The following is a 21,590-nucleotide window of genomic DNA, read 5'->3' as shown; positions in this document are numbered from 1 at the left end:
TTAGTCGATACATCCTATTGGAGGACAAATGATGAACTTACGGCCAATGGAAGTGAGAGACAATTCAGCTGTAGCGCAGCTCATTCGAGCCAGCCTAGAAGAATTCGGGCTTGACAAACCAGGAACTGTCTACTTTGATTCTCATCTAGATCATTTGGCCGACTATTATCAACAGCAAGAGAGAGCAGCTTACTTTGTTCTGGAAGATGAAGGACAGCTGGTTGGCTGTGGTGGCTTTGCACCTGTGTCCGATAAGATTGCTGAATTACAAAAACTGTATGTCACTAAAAATAGCCGTGGCAAAGGTTATTCCAGCAGGTTGATAAAGCGGATATTCCAGAAAGCCCGCCTAGCAGGTTATGAACAGCTTTATCTAGAAACCTCTACTGTACTGGCTACGGCCGTGGCAATCTATCAACACTATGGTTTCACATCACTGCAAGAACCACTTTCTAACGCCGCCGGCCACCCTGCTATGAATATCTGGATGATAAAATCCCTCTCATCAGATGAATAGATGGCAGTATACTAATGTAGCCAATGCTATAATAGTAAAGGTATTGTTTAAAATTCATTTGTTCAATCCTCAATCGCTCTGATTGGGGATTTTTGTATTAGTTTTAAAAAAGCCCACTATTTCTAATAGTAAGCTTAAAATCAAGATCTATTTTACCTCTACTAAGGCAAAAGACAGGCATTCAACTATTTCATTTACTGTTTCATCTATGTCTAGGTCCTCATTATCATTCAACATCATTGGAAGAGCATAAGAAAGACTCAAAGCCAAAATATAGCGAACGATTCTTTCATTAGACCAATCTCGGATAACACCTTTTTCTTTAAACTGATTCAGAACTGAACTAATTGGCTTAATGATAGAGTGAACAATGACATTCCCTAACTGGTCAGAAATAGTTTTATCAATAAAAGAACGACTCAAGAGAATTTTAACTTGCATTTGATTCTTCTGAATGAAAACTAGTCTATCTCGAACAATGCTTCTCAAAAATAGCGGAAAAGACTCTTGGTTTACTGTAAATTTCTTCTCAGAAAAATCAGCAATTACATCTGGAATAACTTGTTCGAGAAAAGTTGACAGAATAGCTTCTAATATTCCTTCCTTGGTTTTAAAGTAACTAAAAACTGTCCCCTCTGAAACTCCAGCCTCCTTAGCAATAAGGCTGGCTGTTGTATTTTCAAAACCAATTTCTGAAAATAGCTTTAGACTTGATAACAATACTTGACGTTGTTTTAAACTCAAGTTGCTATTTTCTAATGTCTGAGCATACTTTTGTTCTAAACTTTCCATTGCTGGCACCTCTCTCCTACCCTCTTACTTTTACAACTTTCTTACCTCGAGTGTGTCCCGACTTCAGGCTACGATATGCCTCTCTAACTGACTTTAGAGAAAAATCATAAACCTGGTCAATATTCAGCTGAACCTTCCCTTCTGAGACCATTTCCGCTAGAGTGTTAAAATCATCATATGTGGAATGTCTCGGACCCGTGAACTGAGCTCCTTTTATCATAACATATGGTGAAGGTACTAGCGTTCCAATAGCTGTGCCCTTCAACCCCAAACTGAAAGCCAATTTAACATAATCACTTCCATAGCAATCCAAGAATTTTGTAATTGGCTTTGTACTTGCTGATAGAAGAGCATTCTGGATGTTCTCTTCGTAAGCTACTGGTATGGCACCTAAGGACTTCAGATAATCTGAATTTTTCTTACTAGCAATTCCAATAACTGTCGCACCTTTAGCAACCGCATACTGTACTGCGATACTTCCAATACCTCCTGCCGCTGCTGAAATAACTACAACATCTTTAGAGTTTAGCTCAATCTTTCTAAAAGCACCTCCCACTGTTAGAGAGGCTACACCCATAGTAGCTGCATGGTTCATATCAATCATCTCTGGCTTCAACACAATTTCTGATTCATTGACACAAATTTCTGTTGCCAAAGCTCCCCTCTTGGTTCCCAATCCAGGGTCACTGATCATTGTTCCAAAAACCTTATCCCCTACTGCAAACCTACTTACTCCTTCACCAACTTCTGTGATAACTCCAGCAAAATCCCGACCAACACCTCTTGGAAAAAGAGATGATTTTGACTCAAACCAACGACTTGGCTTCCTTAGTTTTGTTATAAAAGATAGAAATCGGAGTGGCTTTGCACCTTCAAAAGTCTTATATTCAATAGGATTTAAACCAACTGCATGAACTTCTACCCTAACTTGATTCACTTTCAAAGAATCAGATTTAATGTTCACTAAATCTAACACTTCTTCATCACCGAAACGACTATATTGTATTGCTTGAACAACCATTGTATGAACTCCTTTACACATCTACAAAATTGAGTGAGCACTCAATCATTTTTCTTGATTATACACTTATTCTTCATAGATTTCAACTATACTGTTTCCACAATTTCTAACTAAGTTAGCTGTTCATGATAAAAATAGATCTATTTTCCCTTATGAAAGATTATCAAACTATAACTCAAAGAAATCCGACTGCTTATCAAAGCAGCCGGATTTTTATATATCTAATTTTTCAAAAAATTTGCCTGCTATCTGCTTTTCTTTTAGCTTCTCCAGCAGCTCATTTTCCAGAAAAGGGCTTAGTTCGTCAAAATCTTGGCAAACCTTAAAAACCGTCTCTCTATCCATCTGACCATAAGCTAATTCATAATAGTCCTTATGATGATGCCAGTTCTGGTCATAGTTGACATCTGTTCGCTGATAGTAAACGATATTCTGCTTCGGAGTCAGGTAAAGCTTCTGTGTTAGAATGCTTTTCTGATCTTTGGACAACTTACTACGACTGAAAATCTTAACACCTTGAAAAATCTTGCGCTCATGGATACCCTGATTTGTAACTTTTAATTCAACTCTTTTATAGTGCATATAGTCACCTCCAAAAATTACCTACATTATATCAAACTCTGGCAGATTTGCAAGCAAAAGTGTCATTTCCAAAAGTCTTTCGTCGCCTCTAGAATCTCTTCCGTTGATGTCACAGTAGCCTCAATAATGCTCTTGCCAGTCTTTTTCAGATAAGCTTGTATCAGATGATAACCATAAGCATAGCCCGCAGCATAAGGCATACCAACCGGTATTTGACCTTGAATCTCAGCTATTTCATCACCATAAAGATAAGGAACCATTTCCGCCATCCCCGTTAGCTGAAGCTGACTTGAGATGATGGGCTTAATCTCTTCTAACTGCTCTGGACTGGTTGAAGTGACCCAAGGCCCAATGAGATCTTTGCCATAGAGCTCAGCAGCAAAAGACTCTGCCAATCCTTCACTGACTACCCAGTCTGCTAGTGTCGTCTGCTGGTTCCATTTGACAAATTGAAAGCGGACATTGTGATTGCACTCGTGAGCCAACGCAGCCTGCACACGTGGTAAAGTATAGTCATTTGGTAGCAGACTAAGTATGAGGTAGCCTGGAATTCCACCATCTCCGCTATAACCCTTATTGAGCTGCAACATAGGCTTTTCTGGATTGCCCAATAAAATAGTAAAATGATAATCCTCAACCTCTAAATCATAGCCAGCCTGCTCAAAAAGACCGATACTCCTCTTGATGGTACCTTGACAATTTTGCCAGAGTTGATCAGAGCTCAGAGCATCAATAGCCGGTCTATCCTTTTCTGACAGAGTGCCGGGTAGCTGATTCATAAAACCAAGTAGGAATAGAGCATCAAATCCTCCGGGATACTTTGCTTTCAGAGGAATATGTTGAGTTTGGTATTTGATTGCAAAAGGTGCTAATATTTTAGCTCGAAAGCAACCTTCTCTCTTTTCCAAAGGAAGCTCGAGCATCTCTTGGTAAACTTTATCTGAACGAATCATATTGATTTGCATAATAATCTCCTTTCTTATCTACTATTAGTATAATCCCTTACCTAAGGTCAGAGTCAAGAAGAAAATCGAATTTCTATCAAAATTCTAGTAACTGTTAGAAAAAAGCATCCTAGAACTTTCGTATCAGACTATAATTTAGAGGTAGATTTACCATTCTAAAAAGAAAAAACTGCTATTCCTAAGAATAGCAGTTTTATAAGTTTTTTAAGCTACTAATGTAGTTACTTTATTATTTAAGAGTAACAATTTGCTAATCTTATTTTCTCCCAGTATTAGTGGGTTAATTCCTCCATTTTCAACTTTGGCAGGAATTTGGTAGGTAAATTGATAATCCAAGATTATCTAAACTGCTTGTAATCTCTTCTGAAATTGTTGAATCACCTGAATAATACCAATGACTATATGTATTCAACGTGGTTGACTTATCAGCGTGTCCTAATCGATATGAAACATATAAAGTATCCTTATGTAACACATTTATAAGATAAGATGCATGACTATGTCTTAATCCTTTCCCCGTAATTTCTGGTACACCAGTAATCTTAGCATGCCTTTTTATTATCCTAGAAATTGTAGACTTACACAAGGGGGCACCAAAACGTGATATTACATAATCTTTATCATCATTCTTGATTTGAACTTCTCGCCACTTTTTAAGTATTGTAATCGTAAAATCATCTAAATCAATTTTACGATTCCCTGCTACTGTCTTTGTTTGTTGTTTAGCATACCATACACCGTTTTTGTCTTTCTCAATTGTCGAATGAACATGAATCCATTTACGTTCAAAATCAATGTCTTCCCATTTAAGAGCAATACCCTCACTAACTCTTAAGCCAGTCATAAAATATAACCAGATCGTCATGTAATTATGGAGTCCCTCATACTCACTAATATCGAAAGAGTTTATTACCTTCTTAAATTCATCAAATGTCCAAAATTTTGTATCAGGGTGCTTTCCTCTAGGATTTTCTAATCCTTTAAAAGGAACTCTATCAATATAACCCAATCTTTCTGCATAGCCCAGACATGCTTTAAATCTAGACCACATATTTTTAGCATAGTTACTAGAATACTTGTCTATAATAGCTAAGCGAAATCTCTCACAGTCAATAGTACTAATATCTGATAATTTTTTACTACCAAATTGCTTAATAAATAACTGATGATGTGGTAAAGCGGTCTGATAAGTTACAAATTGAACTTTTTGTTGATAATATTTTAAATAAATCTCTTCCATGAACTCTCTAAAAGTTAGAAAACTATTATTAATAGTAGAGTTCACAAATTCATGTTTTAAACGAAGTATCTCTTCATAAGCTTCCTTAAAAGAATTAAACGGTAGTCCCTGTTGATTTTTCCTTCCTTTCTTTTGAATTCTTTTCCCAGTTATTGGATCAACTCCTAATTCAATTTGAAAGTAAATTTTTCCTTTTGAATCTTTGTATACACCTTTATATTTCTTTGTCTTTGATATAACCATTTTTCTCACCTTCTATATCTGAAAAAGAAATACCAATTAAATTTTCTACAATATTTTTAGGAGCAATGCCTAACCTTTTATTATCGAAAGGTGAACATCCTAATTGTACCGCATTCTTATCATTTTTTCTAGCTTCTTCAAACTTTTTTACAGCAATCTTTTTTGCTTGTCTAATAATATTTCTAGATGTGTGCTCTGGAAAACCAATCGCAACTAAATCTTTATAGTTTACTGTTTCCATGATTTTACTACTTCCTTTCTTAGATTTTTTCACCTCCATGGCATGACTGATGAAGTCATCATAAGAATTACACTTGCTGCTCTTTTACGGTGGCAGCCTGAACGGTCAGAAGTATCATTGTATATCATTTGTATCATGGCATATAAAGTATCGCTCTATTTTATTGATGGTTTTAATGTCGCTCTTATCATGGCGAGCCATTCAAAACTGCTCCACAAATGAGGAAAGTACCATTTTGGACTATTCAATTGTCAATGTTCTAATTAAATTCTTCTTAATTTCACGAGATATGAAATATGGACAATTTTATTTAATGTGAATTTTATTAGGATAATCTGTAATACCCAATAAATAATCTGTACTTACATTATAAAAATTTGAGAGATCGATTAAGACTTCTGCAGTGAGAGTTCGTTCTCCGCGCTCTATCTTTGAATATGCTGAAGTTGTAAATGAAAGTAATTTTGCTAATTCTTTTTGGGTTAAATCACGATCTTCCCTCAAATCCCTTAATCGTCTGTACATACAGCTTTCTCCTGAGAAAAGTATAATATATAAAACTAAGAAATCATTCAAAGTGTCCAAATTGGACATTTTGAACTAAAGTTAATTTATTAAACACTTCTCATAAGCTCATCTATTATAGGTAAGACAATATTAAGAAAGACGGTCAAAATCTATTAACCGTCTAAAAATGTTATAAGCTATTAAAAAATCAGCAGTAATCCGGTAACAAAAGTCACATAATTTTGTTATGGAAGGAATTAATGATGTACAGATTTCTGTAAACCAGCAAATTGAAAAAAGATCAACATGATATTTTGATTGTGAATCTCTTACTTTCAGAACATAAAAATTTTATAATAGGCACGATTTAACAATAAAATTATCCGTTGCATTAACAGATGTAGATAAGCCACTCCATCGATTCAAAGCAATTAATAAGATTTTATATTGTTTTATCTTCGAAGATTCACAAATCAATGTTTACTTACAATTATTCTGTGTATTTCAGAAAAACCAACAATATCAAGTGTTTTAGACATTTTTTCTCCTAATAGTTCATCAATATCTACAGTTCTATCATCGTTTTCTAAGGAGAAAATTCGAATAGAATTCCGTTTTTTATTTCTATATGAATACCTCTATCCTTGAGAATATAAGAATATTTTGCTACTATCCATTCATGAAATATTCCGTATTCATCTTTTAGTTTTCTGAAATCAATAGAATTAACCTCTTGATTCCTAAGCATGTTTTCAACTTTATTCAATCTCTTAGCTATGTAAATAGAGAAATAATTTATTTTTTCTATACTTTCCTCAAGCTGTCTCTTCTGCTGAACGTTCAAATCAGTATAATCTATACTGTGAACAATATTAAAAGATAAATCAACTAATTTTTTCTTTGATAAATTGGAGATAGTTTTTGAGACTAATAAAAAAGCTAATTCACGTATAATTTTTTCAAAAAATATCCCTGTTTTTTATTTGAAATTTCTCAATATTTTTCCAATCATATATATTTTAGACGGTATTCCTGTTTTTATGTACCAACTACGAAACTCTAGTTCTTTATCACATCATACATATATGTGTTGTCTATCCCTCGAGAATTCAATTTTTTATCCTCGTCACGGTTTTGAGGACACAATTTATCAGTTTCTAGTTTAGCATTTTTTTATGTTTTATCATATCTGGACAATCTGTTAACCCTAATAGGTAATCCGTACTAACGTTATAGAGTTTAGAAAGCTGCACAAGGACATCTGCCGTTAGGGCAACCTCTCCTCTCTCAATTTTTGCATAATTTGTATGAGGGAAGGAAAGTAAATTTGCAACAAATTTTTGGGTGAAATCATGATCTTCTCTCAAATCTCTTATCCGTTAGTACATCTAGCTATCTCCTAAGAAAAGTATATGTCACTTTCAGAAAAAGCTGGGAAATTGTCATAATATGACAGAAGTTTTTTATCTGTCTATTTTTTACAAAAATCAACACCGATTGAATAACTCATCATAGTAATTACTTCAATGCCATTTCGAATTCATTTTAAACTCTTCAATGCAAATTTTAAGAGTATACAAGTTAGTAAGTCACCTACTCCTACAACTCCAAAAACAAGTAATGTTTTAAAGTTAAAATATGAAAATACAACCGTTCCTAAAGGCATTAACATTAAAGCAAAAAATGCAATTATACTAAATACCCTTCCTAAATATTCCTTTTCAATTGTAGACTGTAAATACGATAACATTTGAACATTAAAAATTGTCATAGCTAATGATGATAATGAAAACAAAAGTAAAGTAATCGATCAGATCTTCACTAAAGGAATCATAATCAGTGGTAAAGATGATATCAAAAGGAATGTACTATATTGGTTTGACGAAAAACTTCTTTTAAAAAAATTATTCGATACAGCCCCAATAATATTCCCAACTGCTTGACCAATTAAAATCATGCCATATAACTTATCCAAATCGTACATTTTATTAATAAACGGTAAATAAAAGTTTATTCCTGATGAAAAGAAGTTAATCATCGAACTTGAAATCAGTAAAAGAAGTAACTCTTTATTGTTATAAATGTAACTAAATCCATACTTTATTGAAAAGGCGTCAGATTTTTGGGGAGAGTTATCAAAAAAATTTAATTCAGTGAAAAAAACTGATAAACACCCAGATAATAAAAAACTAAGAGAATTAACTAGCATTCCATATTTATATCCTACTAATGCTATCGTGAGCATCCCAATAACTGGAGATAGGATACTCAAAAATTCCGAAATTGATTTTGAATAAGAATTATATTTAATAATGTTATTTTTACTTAATAAATCTCCTACTATTGCTCTATAAGCAGGAGCATTAAATGCATATAGAATTGCTAAACAAATATTTGTAACTATCAACATATATACATTACTTTCACTATAAAACATAAAAACTATAAAGGTAAGTAAACTAGCTATAAAATCAGTAACAATTAATATTTTTTTCTTATTCTTACTGTCCGCAAATACACCTCCAAAAAGGCTGAATAACAATTGTATAATGATCTCTGAAAATTGATAAATCCTCATGTAGTAATTTGATTTACTCTCCGAAGAAGCTATAACCAATTTATTGGCATAATCATAAATTGTAGTGCCAAATTCATTTAATTGACTACTGATAATTAATAGAAAAATATTCTTTTTTTCTAATTTGTTGTTTTTTGATTCCATCTAAATATCCCTCCCATGGTATTCAAGATAAAAAATTCTCAAATTCTTGTTTGACTAGTTTACAAAACTCTTCCATGAATTCTAGTGAATAGTGTTGTGAGTCGCTAGTAATACTAATTTCAAATGCATTGTCTGTCTTTTCAAGAAGTACCATAAAAATTGATTTTTGATAATTATGGAAGTGAATATAAAGCTTTTTCTACATTTTTGGTATTATAGTCAATATTTTTAACTACACCTAAAATAAATACACTAGCATCCAATGGTATCATAAACCTCATAATCTCCCTATCATCTAAATGTTGATTTTTATTTTCAAACATTTTACATCTTTTTTTCAATCTTTGCAAGTTTTTTCTAGTATGAAGCACCCATGTTTCTCTGATTACCCCTATTTTTTAAAAAGATAAATTGCAAGAATAAGTGCAACATTTTTACCACTTATTTGAAAGTACCTCGAAGGGTGTTCTGTAACCTAAACATTTGCGTGGTAGATGGTTGATATGAAACAGTGCTGAGAACAAGTCTTCATCACTAAAGCTTGTTAAATCAGCCTTCTTAGGGGAATATTCTCTGAGTAAACCATTGGAGGTTTCGTTATTTCCCCTTTGCCAAGAAGCATAGGTATCCTCAAAGTAAAAATCAATACCAAGATCTTCTATCAAAGGGTAACAAGAGAATTCCTTTCCATTACAGAAATTTCATCACTACTATGGCTTCGGCTGAGAGCCTGCCCCAGCCATTGTTATTCAACGAAGAATAAGTTGATAACAACAATAGGCGAGGGTACTTCTTATGATTAGTTGTTACTACGTCTTATTTACTCCCATGAGACCTCACGGGATAAGTCGTACAAAGAAAAAAAGCAACGATTTTACGCTGCTTTTTACATCATGGATATTGATTAGCTATCAAAAAAATAAAATGGTTCACCTATTTAGTTTACTAAATCAATCTTCAAAGTAATCCTCTAGAAGCAAGTTATTATTTAGAATGCATAACTTTTTAAAATGTAATCTTTCTTGAAAATATGTGTCATGACAAACCAAAAGTATCGAACCTGGATAACTTAATAAGAATTTTTCTAGTGCATTAAGTGAGGTAATATCAAGAAAGTTTGTTGGTTCATCTAAAATAAGAAAATTTGAATCGCTCAGAAGGACTGATGCAAGTTGGCCTTTAACTTGCTCACCCCCAGAGAGCTTGCCAAACGGAACAAATATTTTATCAAATTTTAAATCTAGCATTGCAAGAAAGTTTATAATTAATTGTTTATTATGACTACTTGTTTCATATATATTATCAAAGAGTGTTTTATCTTGGTCTAGTGTATTTAATTCTTGACTAAAATACCCAATTTTTAAACCTTTTGAAAAATATCCATCTATTTCTTGATTTACTATACTTTTTAATAATGTAGTCTTTCCAGATTTATTTCTTCCAGTTAACAACCATTTTTCTCCAAACCTCATTTTTATTTGAGGTATATAAAGATCTATAAAATTTGTACTTAGCTTGCTTTCTTTTAATTCGATCATTGTATTAGAAGAATACTCTAATGTGGAGCTTATTGTTTTAAACTTAATTTGTGTTTTAGGTGAAGGTCGGGAAGGTGCAGTCAATCTACTTAATCTTTTTTCAATAGCTTTGGCTGATTTGGCCATGGCTTTTTCTTGACTATCGTAGCTCCCCATTTTTGAACGCGCTTTCCAGTCTGAGTTGCTGATTCTATTAGAACTTTTCTTACTAATTTTTTTTGATCTTATCTTTTTATTTTCTAATTCTTTAGTTAACCTAGCCACCTCATTGTTATATTGAGCAATATTTTTCCAACATTGCTCTTCTATTTGATTTCTTTCATTTTCAAATTCCGTAAAATTTCCTTTGAAAACTCCTATTTGACTCCTTTCAATGAAAACAATTTTTTCTATAATATTATCTAGTAAAAAACGATCGTGACTAACCAAAATTATTGTACCATCAAATTTCGATATTCTATGAATTAACCATTGAACATTATGCTGATCCAAATGAGATGTCGGCTCATCTAAAATTAGTATAGAGGTTCTTGAAGAAAAGGCCTCCTTTAATAACTTTAAAGAAATCTCTCCTCCTGATCCATCTCTAATCTCCTTAACTTGAGGAACATAAGCAATATCTCCATTCACTGTTATCATACCTTTGTAATCATTATCTTCCTGGATAATCATTCTTAGCAAAGTTGTTTTTCCTACACCATTACTCCCCACAATGCCTATCCGTTCACCATGATGAAGAATTAACTCAGGTATTTGAAGGATATGTCGTGAATTAATTTGTTTTTCGATATTTTTCATGCGGAGAACTTCCATATCAGCTCCTATATTTCAAACTATTCTTCAGCGTACATTGACGATTGCATTTTATACAATTTTCTATAATACTCATCCTTATTCATTAACTCATTATGAGTTCCGAATGAATGAATTTCTCCGGATTTTAACACCAAAATTTTATCAGCAAATTTTACACTCGCAAGTCTGTGAGTAATATAGAAAACAGTTTTTCCTTGTGTCAATTGCAGAAAATCTTGAAATAATTCATATTCTGCTTTGGCATCAATTGATGCCGTCGGCTCATCTAATATTAAGATTGGTGCATTTGAAAAAAACGCTCTTGACAGTGCAACTTTCTGCCACTCCCCGCCAGATAATTCTTTCCCACCATCAAATTTTCTTCCCAAAACTTGGTCTAATGACATATCTTTCATATTAAACCGACCTTTATCAAGCGCTTTAGTTATATCTTCATTTTTAAATATCCTAGATAAATCGGACAGTGCAACATTCTCTCTTAATGAAATATCAAATTTAGAAAAATCTTGGAAAATTGAAGTAATCTGCTTTCTATAATCTGTCAATTCATATTCTCTAAGTGACTTATTGTTTACTATTATATCACCCGAATAGTTAGGATAGAAAGCACATAGCAATTTGACTAGAGTCGTTTTTCCAGCTCCATTTTCCCCAACTATTGCAATTTTCTCTCCCTCAGCTATTTTAAAGCTAACGTTACTTAATACCAAATCAGAATTGTTTGAATAAGAAAAGTTAACATTTCTAAATTCTATGATATCATCACCAAAATTATTTTCAGTTTTAGTAATTGGTACTTCTGTACTTAGCTCATCTTCAATTTCAATAAACTTAAAAAAGTTTTCCATGTAGAGGAGAGTGTCATAGAGGAGTGAACTATCTTCTACAAGTCTAGCCATACTATTTATTGAGTAGATAATACTAGTAGAAAACACAAAAATAACACCTAAATCTAAAACACCTTTTTTGATTTGAATAATAACATATCCAAACATTAAAATTATGACGATACTATTAAGAGTTATAAATAAAGCTGAAGTGGTAAATTTTTTTCTCCGATCAACTTGGAGCTTGTCAGTTATTGATGTAAATACATCTGTATATTTTGTAATAAAAAAGATATATAAATTATAAAGCCGAATATCTTTAATGTGATTGTTACTCAAAAGAACCTGACTATAATAATCTAACTTACGAGATTCTTCACTATTAGACACAAGTGTTTCAAATGCCTGTTGCTGAATTCTATAAGCTATGATACCTTGTGGAATCAATACAACAAACAGTAGTAAACTTACTAGTATATTCACAGAGCTAACCATTAACAGCATAGAAGCAAATACAATTGCATTGGAGATAAGGCTAGTTCCAAATACTAATAAATTTACTGGACGCCAACTTGCTTCTGAACTAAGCAACTGTATATCGTTATAGAATTCGCTATCTTCAAAATAACTAATATTCTGTAATCTCTCTGATTTACGCATCAACTCCGTATTTAATTGATACGTCAATAAATCAGTCATGCGACCTTGTATCATCACGAGCAGTGGGGATATTAGATTGTTAAGAAAGAAAGATACCCCCCAAACCGCAATAAGCATAGTAAGATTTATGGAATTCAAAGAGGATATTTTATTGACAACTATGTTAGTAATAAAAATACTGATAGAAGGAAGAATAGATTGTATAGGAACCATTAAAATCATCCACAACATTATAGACTTTGATGTTTTCCACACAAAATTCAAACTTTTTAGATATAAATTTAAATAGTTAAATATTTTTTCCATGTTCAATCTACCTTTTAATAAAATTTTAGGCTAGAATAAACTCTAGCCTAAATTATATAAGTGCATACTTTAATTTCTAAGCGTTTAGCCAGAATACAACAACACAATACTAATTAGCCTGTGCACTTAGTTGCACCTCTTCAGCTTGTAATCTCCAATTAAATGGCATACAATAAGTTTCATACAATCTTATGACTTCACTATTTTCCAAGTTAGATTGTTCTAAAACATGGTATCTATCTCGCATACTACCACCTTGGTCTTGAAGAATACATTTCTGATACGGTGCCAACGTAAACAAAGTAAATTTATTTCCTAACTCATCAAACTCAAATACTTCAACGGGTTTATCATATGAATAATATACATCTATATTATTCGCAACCACTTCAATAGTAACTTGACTACGAGCTGTAAAACAACTTGTTCTATATTTAGCTCCTGCTTCAATTGTCTGATAAGAAGGAATAACATGAACATGTCCAAAATGAACTGGAATTACTCCCTTAACTGTCATTTCTAAACAGAATTGACTTTCAGGTGCAAGTCTATAAATATTTTCATATGAGTCAGCAATCTCAACAAATGAATTATTTGTATCAACTAGGGCATCCGCACCAAGAATCATCCCTGCTTCAAGCGAATAAACCTCATCTTGATATCTCACAGTTGCATCACTGCCTGAGACATACCTTACAATACAAGGATTGTTTCCTTTTTGGAAATCACCAAGTTTTGTGTAGTGACGCTCATGATTTCCGATATCATCAATAGTAGTATATAAACCAACAATATTATTTATTATAATCCCTCCTAATATATAAAAATGTATGCACTCCTATCCCAAATAATTAATCTGCCTTACCGACATCAAGCCCTCCAGAATTACCTTGGGTTCTCACCTGTTTTTCATATTGGTAATCTAAGTATTTTGGGGTCAGTACAATCTGGTTGCTAGGGCTTTATTATGCTGTATCTTACTAGGGATGATGATCTTTTTCAGAATTGCTCATAATATGTGTAAATATTTCTTTATATTTATATTTCAGATATTTTTCGTGTAGAATGAATAAAGCTACGTAAACAATCATAAAAACAATAGATAAATACAGCGTATCAAATGTGCTATGTCCAAAATAAGTTGCGGACTCATAAGATCCAATAGCTCCTAAGATCAACCAAGGAATATACTTGTAATACTTAGTTACCATAACACAGTCCCTCCTTTAATTAAACTAATGAGAATATCTAAAACTAAAAGTCATACCTGTACGTGTAGGATTATAAGGATCTAAGGTCATCAAAGTGCTAAATTCTCAAACCAACTTCTACCGCCAATAAACGTGGAAGTTAATTTGTCAAAACAATGCTATTAAAAAATAAAAGGGAAAACTTTTTTGTTAAATAAGGTTATCGTTACTATTAACCACATATAGTTTTTAGCCAACCAACTATATGTGGTCTAAGTAATGGGATTAAGAATCGACCTACAAATAGACCTAAAATAAATATTAGAAACATTTTTTTGAAGCTTCTTTTGTTCATCTATGGACAGATTCCCGAAAAGTATATTTTTAATTTTTCTAAGTACGTCTAGACGTTTTAAAACTCATGTTGTGATTGAATTACGTTCAATACTTCTTGCATACTTCCAGCCTTCCAATTTGCCTTAGCATTAAATAAAGGCAATGGGTAATCGTAATATCCAATAGTATCAATACCAGCACTAGTTGATACCTGTATCCCTGAGTACAAATCTTCAATAGCAATTGTCATCCGAAACAATATAATCAAAATAATTCTTCAAATCCAGTTTTTCAAGACTTATTTCTATACTTTTTCTTCCTTTCTCTGTGAAAATCGCAAATTTTTCCCACTTTTTCTCAATGATTTCAATACTGAAACAACATCTTTCCAGAACTTCAATCATTTCTTTTTATGTTAATTCATTATTAAACTAAATCTTTGGAGGTAATACGTTTTCAAAGCTACTTTTTTACCATAGATTTTGAGCCTTCAACACATATTACTAAGCCAAAAATGCTCTAAATTTTTGAAATTCTAACAAATTACACCCTTGTACATTAGAATCACTTCTTTAAAATAAACAAAGTATAAATTTCTAATTATCTTTTTATATTTTCTTAAATGCTCGTAAAGCCTTATTCTATGTGCTTTCGAGTATTTTTACTGTAGGAAGATACTTCACGTTTCTTTGCATATTTCCTCATGTCTTAGCTGTCAGAAGTGGTAAATAAGTAGTAAATTCATTTGTACTACTAAGCAACAAGACGCTCCTGTTGCTTCTCTTTATTCAAGCGTTTCATTTCTGCCATTGCAGAATCGAATGTTGCATGTGCGTAATAGTTCAGCGTCATGGCTATATTAGCATGTCCCATAATGTACTGTAATGCCTTTGGATTCATTCCTGCATTTGCATAGTTGGTACAGAATGTATGTCGCAAACTATGTGGAGTGATGTGTGGCAATTTATCCTCGTTATACTTATTGTATTTCTTAACAAGACCTTTCATCATGCCGTTGTAATCACTTGCCACTTTTGGATAGTTCTTTCTATTAAGAAAGAGGAAATCACTATATCCATCAATCTCAACACGCTTATCATTCTTTCGATTCGCTAACACTCGCTTAAATGCTTGATAGGCTTCTTCAACCATAGGAACTTGACGTTCGCCACTTTTGGTCTTTGGTGTTTCAATGTAGTACCCAATTTCAGTATCTCTCAATAGCTGATGGTCTATATTGACAAGACGATTCTCAAAATCTAAATCTGGAAGTGTCAAACCACCAAACTCTGAAATACGAAGACCTGTTTTTAAGAGTATCAGAATTTCATCATAATTTTTGCTGTAGGTTTTATCAGCTTTTGCAAAGGCTAACAGTTTTTCTTCCTGTTCTTCTGTTAGTACGGTCTTAGGGACAGTATCATCATCAAGAACTGCTTTCAGTTGAAAGTCAAATGGATTCTTCCGAACACAATCATCTTGTATAGCAATATAGAATGAAGCCTTTAAAGAACGTTTGTAGTTATTGATGGTTTGATAAGCATAACCATTTTCACTCATTCTAATAGCCCATTCTTTAGCGTCTGATGGCTTAATACTGTCAATACTTCTTACACCTAACTTGTCTTTCTTCAAAATATCCATAAGATATTTGCGTCCAGTTTCAGTGTTTTTTCTAACCTTTGGTCTTTGAGCGTTCTGTTTTGCGTAAAGCTGGCAGAGTGTCATTTTCTTTCCTACAACATCAATACCATCATGAATGTCTTTCTGTAACTCTGCGATTTTCTCTCTAAGTGAGATACAATCACGCTTTCCTGCTGGTACTCGGTCTGTAGCCACAAGTTTCCACGAGTAAACAAATTGCGGTTCTCCAAATGAATCTATATATTTGTATAAGTATCTTCCGTCTTTTCGTTGGCTCTCTCCAGTCTTTAAGATTCGACCTTTATTGTCACGTCTTTTTTCTGACATGGCATTTGCTCCTTTCCTTTATGGAAAGAGCCTTGATACGACTTAATACTATTTTATCATATACAAGACCCTTTGGCGACGCTAGATTGCGTCCAATGTATCTATAATTTTTTCAAATTGTTTTCGTTTAATCTGAATACGATTGCCATTCATAATCAGCCAATTTGCATTTTTATTTTCCTCTGCCAAGCGTCGTAGCTTGTTTTCGCCAATACGAAAATATTTTGACGCTTCTTCAATGGTTAGGGTATAACGTTCCCAAATAGGAATGTCAGTCTGCTTCATAAAATCCTCCTTTCCAAATCACTTATTTGGATTTCATAAAAGTTGTTTTACCAGCAATCGAACAGCTTTAGCAAAGCTCACGGGAGTTCCACCCCTGCATGGTTCTCATGTAGCCATACTCATTGCCTGCGACGGTTTTATCACGCTCGGACTATTGACTGTATGGGAGTATCATTATCACGATAAGAATGTCGTTGCAGGCAATCCTGCTAAAGATTGCTTCTCGGATCACTAACATGAATCGCTCGCTATCTTTATAAGATAGGTCATGGCGGTTAGTTCCGTTGGCTCTTTTCTTATCGAAACGTATTCGATTACTTTTATTCAGTTTTCAAAGAACAATGGCTCGTTAGCCTATCAAAACACATTGAAAGCTCAATATGCTTTGGTGGAATAACAAACCTCCCTGTTCGGGAAGCGTGGAATGGTTTAGCACGCTTCCACGAAAGGAGAGAGGATATTACTTAATTTCAAATGACAAAATCTTTGTAATCAGTCTGGTTTCCATTCTTCCACGTAAGACTTCATCAACGACCATACTTTGATTGCCATATTCATCTTTCATAAGTCGTAGGGAACGCTTCGTTATGTACCCTCTGTAATGATGTAGAATCTGGTTAATCGCTTCGGTATCGCCATCTGTTGCCTTTACAATGAGAGGAAAGGGAATCATAGGATATTGTGTTTTCATTCTTCAAATTCCTCCATAAACTTTTTAATTAAGGCTAGTCCACTGGTTCTATGCCGATAGACAGTAGAACGGTTCAATTTCAACAGGTCTGCAATTTCTGAATCGCTCATGTCCATAAAGTAAAACAGCAGTAGAATTTCACGTTTCTTGTCTGGCAACTCACGTAATGCTTCACTCAACAAATCATTTTCAACGCCTACTGATAACCCATTGAGTGTAAAAATCTGAAAGTCAGTTGAATAGTTATCTGTTGTCGCAAACTGGCTAACAAGATAATCGCCAACATCCGAAAAGGACACCTCACGCTTTGCAATCCTTGAAAGATAAAGCATATAATTCTTTCGCTCGTCTTCCATAGCACGTTTACAGATATAGTCAAACTGATTTTCTATTGTGGTCTGAAAAGAAGATGGTTTCATGTTTCTCACCCCCTTTCTGTCTAGGAAAGGAAGTGAGCCTTGCTCGTTTATCTCCTTTCACTCTTAGTCCCAATGTGAAAGGGGGATTTGTTGCATTACTGATAAATAAACTTTGTAAAAAAGTTCTGAATAGCCAAAAAAGCATATAAACAGATTTATTTCTCTGTTTACATGCTTCTGTTATTCTATCTATATGATTTATAAAACCACATTGGTGGACGTACTTATCTATTGCAGATAGACGACTTTTTTTGACAAGAACCCAATGTAAGGAAATTTATTGTATATGATGTACTTCATGGCGACGTTGACCTCCAACAAACCGCCATTTGGAAGTAATATACAATATTTTAACAGCGTAAATAGCACTACCATATAACGGTTTTTTTTATTGGCGTTTAGTAGTGCTTTTTATTAAATATAAACCTATAAACCATATAACACGTTTTTCTATACCTGTTTTTAATTCAGTAGGAACAATAAAATGTATAGAGGTGGTCTACTATGCGTAAAAAAGAAGATAAATATGATTTTAGAGCCTTTGGTTTAGCCATTAAAGAAGCTCGATTGAAACGAGGTTTAACTCGTGAACAAGTGGGAGCATTGATTGAAATTGACCCACGGTACTTAACTAATATTGAAAATAAAGGGCAACACCCCAGCATACAAGTTCTTTATGACCTTGTATCGTTACTTCATGTTTCCGTTGATGAATTTTTCTTACCTGGGGTCCCGAGCGCTTAGTGGGAATTTGTATCGATAAGGGGTACAAATTCCCACTAAACCAATGTTTCAAGGCCTATTTATTTTTTATATTCAATTCTCTTAAGTGTTTAGGAATAGATAACAAGTCAAATTTATACTCTCCAAGAAAAGTGATATGCTCCCAATTAATAGGAGATACATGCTTCATATACTTAGTTACTTCGGGATCTATTTTGACGAGATAATTATAAGCTGCTTGTAAGTAGACGGCGTTCCATATACTTATTGCATTTATTAACACATTAAGCGCACTAGCACTTTGAAGTTGTCGGCGAATATCGCGCTCCATAAATTTTCCGCGTCGCCCAAAAAATAGTTCTCTAGCTAAAGCATTAATCGCTTCTGTCTTATTTAGTCCATGAGTGATCCTTCGCCGTAGCTCACTATCTGTAATATAATCTATCATAAAAATGCTCTTTTCAATGCGACCTAGTTCTCTCAGTGCAAGAGCTACTCTATTCTTACGTGCGTATGAGCCTAGCTTTCCTAATAGTAAAGAACTAGATACTTTTCCTGTTTGAATCGAATAGGCGATTCGTTTAATTTCATCATAGTTTTCTTCAATAATTTTTACATTGATTTTTCCGCTTATATCTTCTGATAAGTTAGGGTAGTAGGAAGGTGATTTGATAGAAAATAATTGTGATTTTTTTATATTTCTGATGCGAGGTTCAAAATCAAAGCCTAGTAATGCGGTCATTCCAAACACCTGATCAGAATACCCATTTGTATCAGTAAAATGTTCCTCAATATCTAGATCTGTTTCATGATAAAGTAGGCCATCAAGGGTATGAGTAGCTTCCCTTGAATTAGTTGAAGCAACCTCGATATGATGAGTCGTATGCCTATCATTTATTGATCGAATCATTGTAGCTCCTTTTTCCATACTTTTGTAATGTGGATTAACATCGGATTTTAGAGCTGAGACGCCCACTGGGACGCGCATTCCGTCTGAAGCAGTGGTTTTTCCTTCACCCCAAAAGTCTGCAACAGGAAGCTTTAACTGATAATTAACCAAAACAGATTGAGCACGAGTCAGAGCTTCTTTATAAAAGCGCCATTGTTTGGCATTGGCTAACTGAGAATAAGAAATTCCAGGAGTTGATTGGGCCATTTTTTCAAGACCAATATTCATCCCTAAACCCAGCAAAGCAGCAAAAATAATTTTTCTTTCTTGTTCACTCGGCGGTTTCCCTGTAGAATCATGACTAAATTCTTGTGAAAAGTTGGTCCAACTGTCCACCTCAATTAAAAGATCACTAAGCCTTATCTTAGGAATTATTGAATAAAGTTTTTTTCTATATATTTCTGCTTCGCTAGGTGTAACTTTTTCCAACTTTTTAAGGTTTGCTCTTGAAATTCTCTTATCAACTGTCGAATAAAATTGAAGCTGTAAATCTAAAATTATTTCCCGATCCTTTAAATAGTCCTCAAACGTGTCTGGAATAGTTTCTGAATCAATACAAGCAGATAAATCAACTAAGTAATCATCAATATTTCGATGGATCATACTTCCTTCAACTGAAATATCTCCTGATCGAATATTGTTCTTTAGCTCGGTGAAAGCTACTAACTCATAGTAAGACCGATCTATTTTCCCCTCTTCTGGCCGAACAAGGCTTTTCCATTTTTTACTCACAAAATCAGTAGAAGTATCTGCCGGTATTTTTCTTTTACCACTATTGTGTAAATCAGTTAGTTGAGTTAGGGCCATGAGGACTGGATTTGCTGCCGGAGTTGCTTTGAACGAAAGGGTCCTCAATAACATTGGCGTGTATCTTCGGAGGTAATTAGCTTTATTTCGAACCATTTCTAAATAGCCATGATTTTTATTACCTGTAATTTTTTTAGCTTCTTCTCCATCTTGTACTAAATCTTCCCAAGGCATGATTCGTTCAATTTCGTCAAAAGGATTACTATCATTATCTTTTGCAAAGTGAAGAGCATCAATTAAAGAAGCATAATGTTCCAATTTTTTAGTAGCCAATTTTCCTTTTTCTTTTAACTGTTCTTGTGAATCACGTGTCCCTTTGCGTTTAATACTTGCTAAAATGCGGTCATTAATCTCAATCAGTTGATCGATCAGATATTGATGATGATTGACTAAAAAAGCAATAAGTAAAGAGTATCTTTTTTCAAGCTCAAAACGGGAGAAGTCATATGCATCATAATTTTCCCCTAGTCTAGCTAGCTGAAGAAACCTGTTCCGATTAATATGGGAGACATTAATTGTCCCGAGTCCCATGGAAGCAATCACTTCCACTTTTTTACAAATACTCATAAAGCTTTCTGGATTTGCCTTACCTGGAATGTCTTTTAGCCAAGCGAGTTTAGTTATTTTCGTCTCTTCATAAATTTGAAACAAACTCTCTAGTTTTTCAATTTGTATATCTGTTAATGAACAGAGTAATATTGAAAATAAGTTGTTTTCTGCTTTATCTCGACAGCGGCTTATAATGTCTTCAAGTGTAGCTATAGATGGAAAAATAATTCTTTTTCGAGTTAAGAAATCAATTGTTTTTTTCATTAGATAGATAGAGTCATCATTTTCTAAAGCTAGTTCAATTAAATATTCTATTAACTGTTTTTGTGTATTAGCACTACCGAATCGATGATAGTTGAATACTTCTAAGATCTCGTTGAAGTGATTTGCACGTGTATTTCTATGATCATATGAATTTAAATCAATTGCATCAAGATGGAGCTGTCGACTCACATAAGAAGTTAGTCTGGTTGATTTAATCGGCCAATTACTTAAAGAACACCCAGGATACCGGGCCAAACAAAGTTGTATCGCAAATCCTAGTTTATTGACCTTTCCACGGTGTTGATTAATAACCTCCAGATCATAATCAGAAAAACTAAAATACGCTTTAAAATCCTCTTCTGATAAGTGGTCTACAGAAAGAAGTTGTTCACGCTGTGAAGTAGTTAAAATTCTTTTCATAGCCATATC

The 21,590-nt window shown here is 33.6% G+C and carries 24 protein-coding genes and 2 pseudogenes; 3 read left to right on the top strand and 23 right to left on the bottom strand.

The genetic code is table 11. The annotated features are described in order from the left end of the window. Positions 1-31: 31 nt before the first annotated feature. Entirely contained in the window at positions 32-517 is a 486-nt protein-coding gene (locus NMM25_RS01340) for a GNAT family N-acetyltransferase (RefSeq protein ID WP_254735828.1), read from the top strand. 147 nt (positions 518-664) lie between these two features. Here the strand turns inward: NMM25_RS01340 and NMM25_RS01335 are convergent, their stop codons facing one another. The 20 genes and pseudogenes from NMM25_RS01335 to NMM25_RS01240 all read right to left on the bottom strand — a co-directional run bounded on the left by NMM25_RS01335 (position 665) and on the right by NMM25_RS01240 (position 16,759). Then, entirely contained in the window at positions 665-1,309 is a 645-nt protein-coding gene (locus NMM25_RS01335; RefSeq protein WP_254735702.1) for a TetR/AcrR family transcriptional regulator, read from the bottom strand. Between the two features lie 16 nt (positions 1,310-1,325). Next, the gene (locus NMM25_RS01330; protein ID WP_254735701.1) at positions 1,326-2,330 is read right to left on the bottom strand and encodes an NADP-dependent oxidoreductase; all 1,005 of its coding nucleotides are present in this window, start codon (positions 2,328-2,330) and stop codon (positions 1,326-1,328) included. 213 nt (positions 2,331-2,543) lie between these two features. After that, positions 2,544-2,912, bottom strand: coding sequence for an EXLDI protein (locus tag NMM25_RS01325; protein ID WP_096406794.1), 369 nt, complete (start codon positions 2,910-2,912; stop codon positions 2,544-2,546). 62 nt (positions 2,913-2,974) lie between these two features. Beyond that, complete coding sequence (locus NMM25_RS01320; protein ID WP_198459478.1) at positions 2,975-3,877, bottom strand: DUF2268 domain-containing protein; 903 nt, start codon at positions 3,875-3,877, stop codon at positions 2,975-2,977. Positions 3,878-4,172: 295 nt separating this feature from the next. Next, entirely contained in the window at positions 4,173-5,360 is a 1,188-nt protein-coding gene (locus tag NMM25_RS01315) for a site-specific integrase (protein ID WP_002917255.1), read from the bottom strand. Continuing rightward, positions 5,332-5,601 (bottom strand): DUF3173 family protein, encoded by a 270-nt coding sequence (locus NMM25_RS01310; protein ID WP_000450956.1) that lies wholly within the window; start codon positions 5,599-5,601, stop codon positions 5,332-5,334. The genes NMM25_RS01315 and NMM25_RS01310 overlap by 29 nt, the downstream gene beginning before the upstream one ends. 306 nt (positions 5,602-5,907) lie before the next feature. Then, on the bottom strand, positions 5,908-6,126 hold the full coding sequence (locus tag NMM25_RS01305; RefSeq protein ID WP_023916206.1) for a helix-turn-helix domain-containing protein: 219 nt from the start codon (positions 6,124-6,126) through the stop codon (positions 5,908-5,910). A gap of 568 nt (positions 6,127-6,694) precedes the next feature. Next, a complete protein-coding gene (locus tag NMM25_RS01300) occupies positions 6,695-6,952 on the bottom strand; it encodes a hypothetical protein (protein ID WP_002917257.1) in 258 nt (85 codons plus the stop codon). A 313-nt stretch (positions 6,953-7,265) separates the two neighbouring features. Further along, the gene (locus NMM25_RS01295) at positions 7,266-7,484 is read right to left on the bottom strand and encodes a helix-turn-helix domain-containing protein (protein ID WP_223842281.1); all 219 of its coding nucleotides are present in this window, start codon (positions 7,482-7,484) and stop codon (positions 7,266-7,268) included. A gap of 164 nt (positions 7,485-7,648) precedes the next feature. Continuing rightward, positions 7,649-7,879 carry a hypothetical protein gene (locus NMM25_RS01290; RefSeq protein WP_254735700.1) on the bottom strand — a complete coding sequence of 77 codons (231 nt, stop codon included), beginning with the start codon at positions 7,877-7,879 and terminating at the stop codon, positions 7,649-7,651. Between the two features lie 39 nt (positions 7,880-7,918). Beyond that, positions 7,919-8,830, bottom strand: a complete 912-nt coding sequence (locus tag NMM25_RS01285) for an MFS transporter (RefSeq protein WP_254735699.1) — start codon at positions 8,828-8,830, stop codon at positions 7,919-7,921. Positions 8,831-9,003: 173 nt separating this feature from the next. Beyond that, positions 9,004-9,153 (bottom strand): hypothetical protein, encoded by a 150-nt coding sequence (locus NMM25_RS01280; protein ID WP_000462711.1) that lies wholly within the window; start codon positions 9,151-9,153, stop codon positions 9,004-9,006. Between the two features lie 111 nt (positions 9,154-9,264). Then, positions 9,265-9,519 (bottom strand): annotated as a pseudogene (locus NMM25_RS01275) (transposase); the annotation flags it as partial. A 261-nt stretch (positions 9,520-9,780) separates the two neighbouring features. Further along, complete coding sequence (locus NMM25_RS01270) at positions 9,781-11,166, bottom strand: ATP-binding cassette domain-containing protein (protein ID WP_171964981.1); 1,386 nt, start codon at positions 11,164-11,166, stop codon at positions 9,781-9,783. A 35-nt stretch (positions 11,167-11,201) separates the two neighbouring features. Continuing rightward, the gene (locus NMM25_RS01265) at positions 11,202-12,977 is read right to left on the bottom strand and encodes an ABC transporter ATP-binding protein (protein WP_000411094.1); all 1,776 of its coding nucleotides are present in this window, start codon (positions 12,975-12,977) and stop codon (positions 11,202-11,204) included. Between the two features lie 109 nt (positions 12,978-13,086). Next, on the bottom strand, positions 13,087-13,644 hold the full coding sequence (locus tag NMM25_RS01260) for a hypothetical protein (RefSeq protein ID WP_001270298.1): 558 nt from the start codon (positions 13,642-13,644) through the stop codon (positions 13,087-13,089). A gap of 313 nt (positions 13,645-13,957) precedes the next feature. Then, positions 13,958-14,188 (bottom strand): hypothetical protein, encoded by a 231-nt coding sequence (locus NMM25_RS01255; RefSeq protein ID WP_000256953.1) that lies wholly within the window; start codon positions 14,186-14,188, stop codon positions 13,958-13,960. Between the two features lie 391 nt (positions 14,189-14,579). Next, positions 14,580-14,753 carry a hypothetical protein gene (locus NMM25_RS01250; RefSeq protein ID WP_223842482.1) on the bottom strand — a complete coding sequence of 58 codons (174 nt, stop codon included), beginning with the start codon at positions 14,751-14,753 and terminating at the stop codon, positions 14,580-14,582. Between the two features lie 503 nt (positions 14,754-15,256). Then, positions 15,257-16,474 carry a tyrosine-type recombinase/integrase gene (locus NMM25_RS01245; protein ID WP_001291561.1) on the bottom strand — a complete coding sequence of 406 codons (1,218 nt, stop codon included), beginning with the start codon at positions 16,472-16,474 and terminating at the stop codon, positions 15,257-15,259. 81 nt (positions 16,475-16,555) lie between these two features. Further along, positions 16,556-16,759 carry an excisionase gene (locus NMM25_RS01240; RefSeq protein ID WP_000814511.1) on the bottom strand — a complete coding sequence of 68 codons (204 nt, stop codon included), beginning with the start codon at positions 16,757-16,759 and terminating at the stop codon, positions 16,556-16,558. Between NMM25_RS01240 and NMM25_RS01235 the strand changes: the two genes are divergently transcribed. After that, complete coding sequence (locus NMM25_RS01235; protein WP_001845478.1) at positions 16,743-16,994, top strand: hypothetical protein; 252 nt, start codon at positions 16,743-16,745, stop codon at positions 16,992-16,994. The genes NMM25_RS01240 and NMM25_RS01235 overlap by 17 nt on opposite strands. Before the next feature lie 225 nt (positions 16,995-17,219). On the opposite strand, the gene NMM25_RS01230 is transcribed toward NMM25_RS01235, so the two are convergent. Together NMM25_RS01230 and NMM25_RS01225 are read right to left on the bottom strand one after the other, a co-directional pair. Further along, a complete protein-coding gene (locus NMM25_RS01230) occupies positions 17,220-17,450 on the bottom strand; it encodes a helix-turn-helix domain-containing protein (protein WP_000857133.1) in 231 nt (76 codons plus the stop codon). Next, a complete protein-coding gene (locus NMM25_RS01225; protein WP_000804885.1) occupies positions 17,447-17,869 on the bottom strand; it encodes a sigma-70 family RNA polymerase sigma factor in 423 nt (140 codons plus the stop codon). Before NMM25_RS01225 ends, NMM25_RS01230 begins: the two co-directional genes overlap by 4 nt. A 504-nt stretch (positions 17,870-18,373) precedes the next feature. Between NMM25_RS01225 and NMM25_RS01220 the strand changes: the two are divergent. Beyond that, a pseudogene (locus tag NMM25_RS01220) lies at positions 18,374-18,595 on the top strand (helix-turn-helix transcriptional regulator); the annotation flags it as partial. Between the two features lie 73 nt (positions 18,596-18,668). On the opposite strand, the gene NMM25_RS01215 reads toward NMM25_RS01220, so the two are convergent. After that, positions 18,669-21,587, bottom strand: coding sequence for a Tn3 family transposase (locus NMM25_RS01215; protein ID WP_254735698.1), 2,919 nt, complete (start codon positions 21,585-21,587; stop codon positions 18,669-18,671). Positions 21,588-21,590 lie beyond the last annotated feature (3 nt).

Source organism: Streptococcus sp. CF10-1, from assembly GCF_024295825.1.
In the GTDB taxonomy this organism is placed as follows: domain Bacteria; phylum Bacillota; class Bacilli; order Lactobacillales; family Streptococcaceae; genus Streptococcus.
This window is presented reverse-complemented; position numbering and strand designations above follow the sequence as displayed.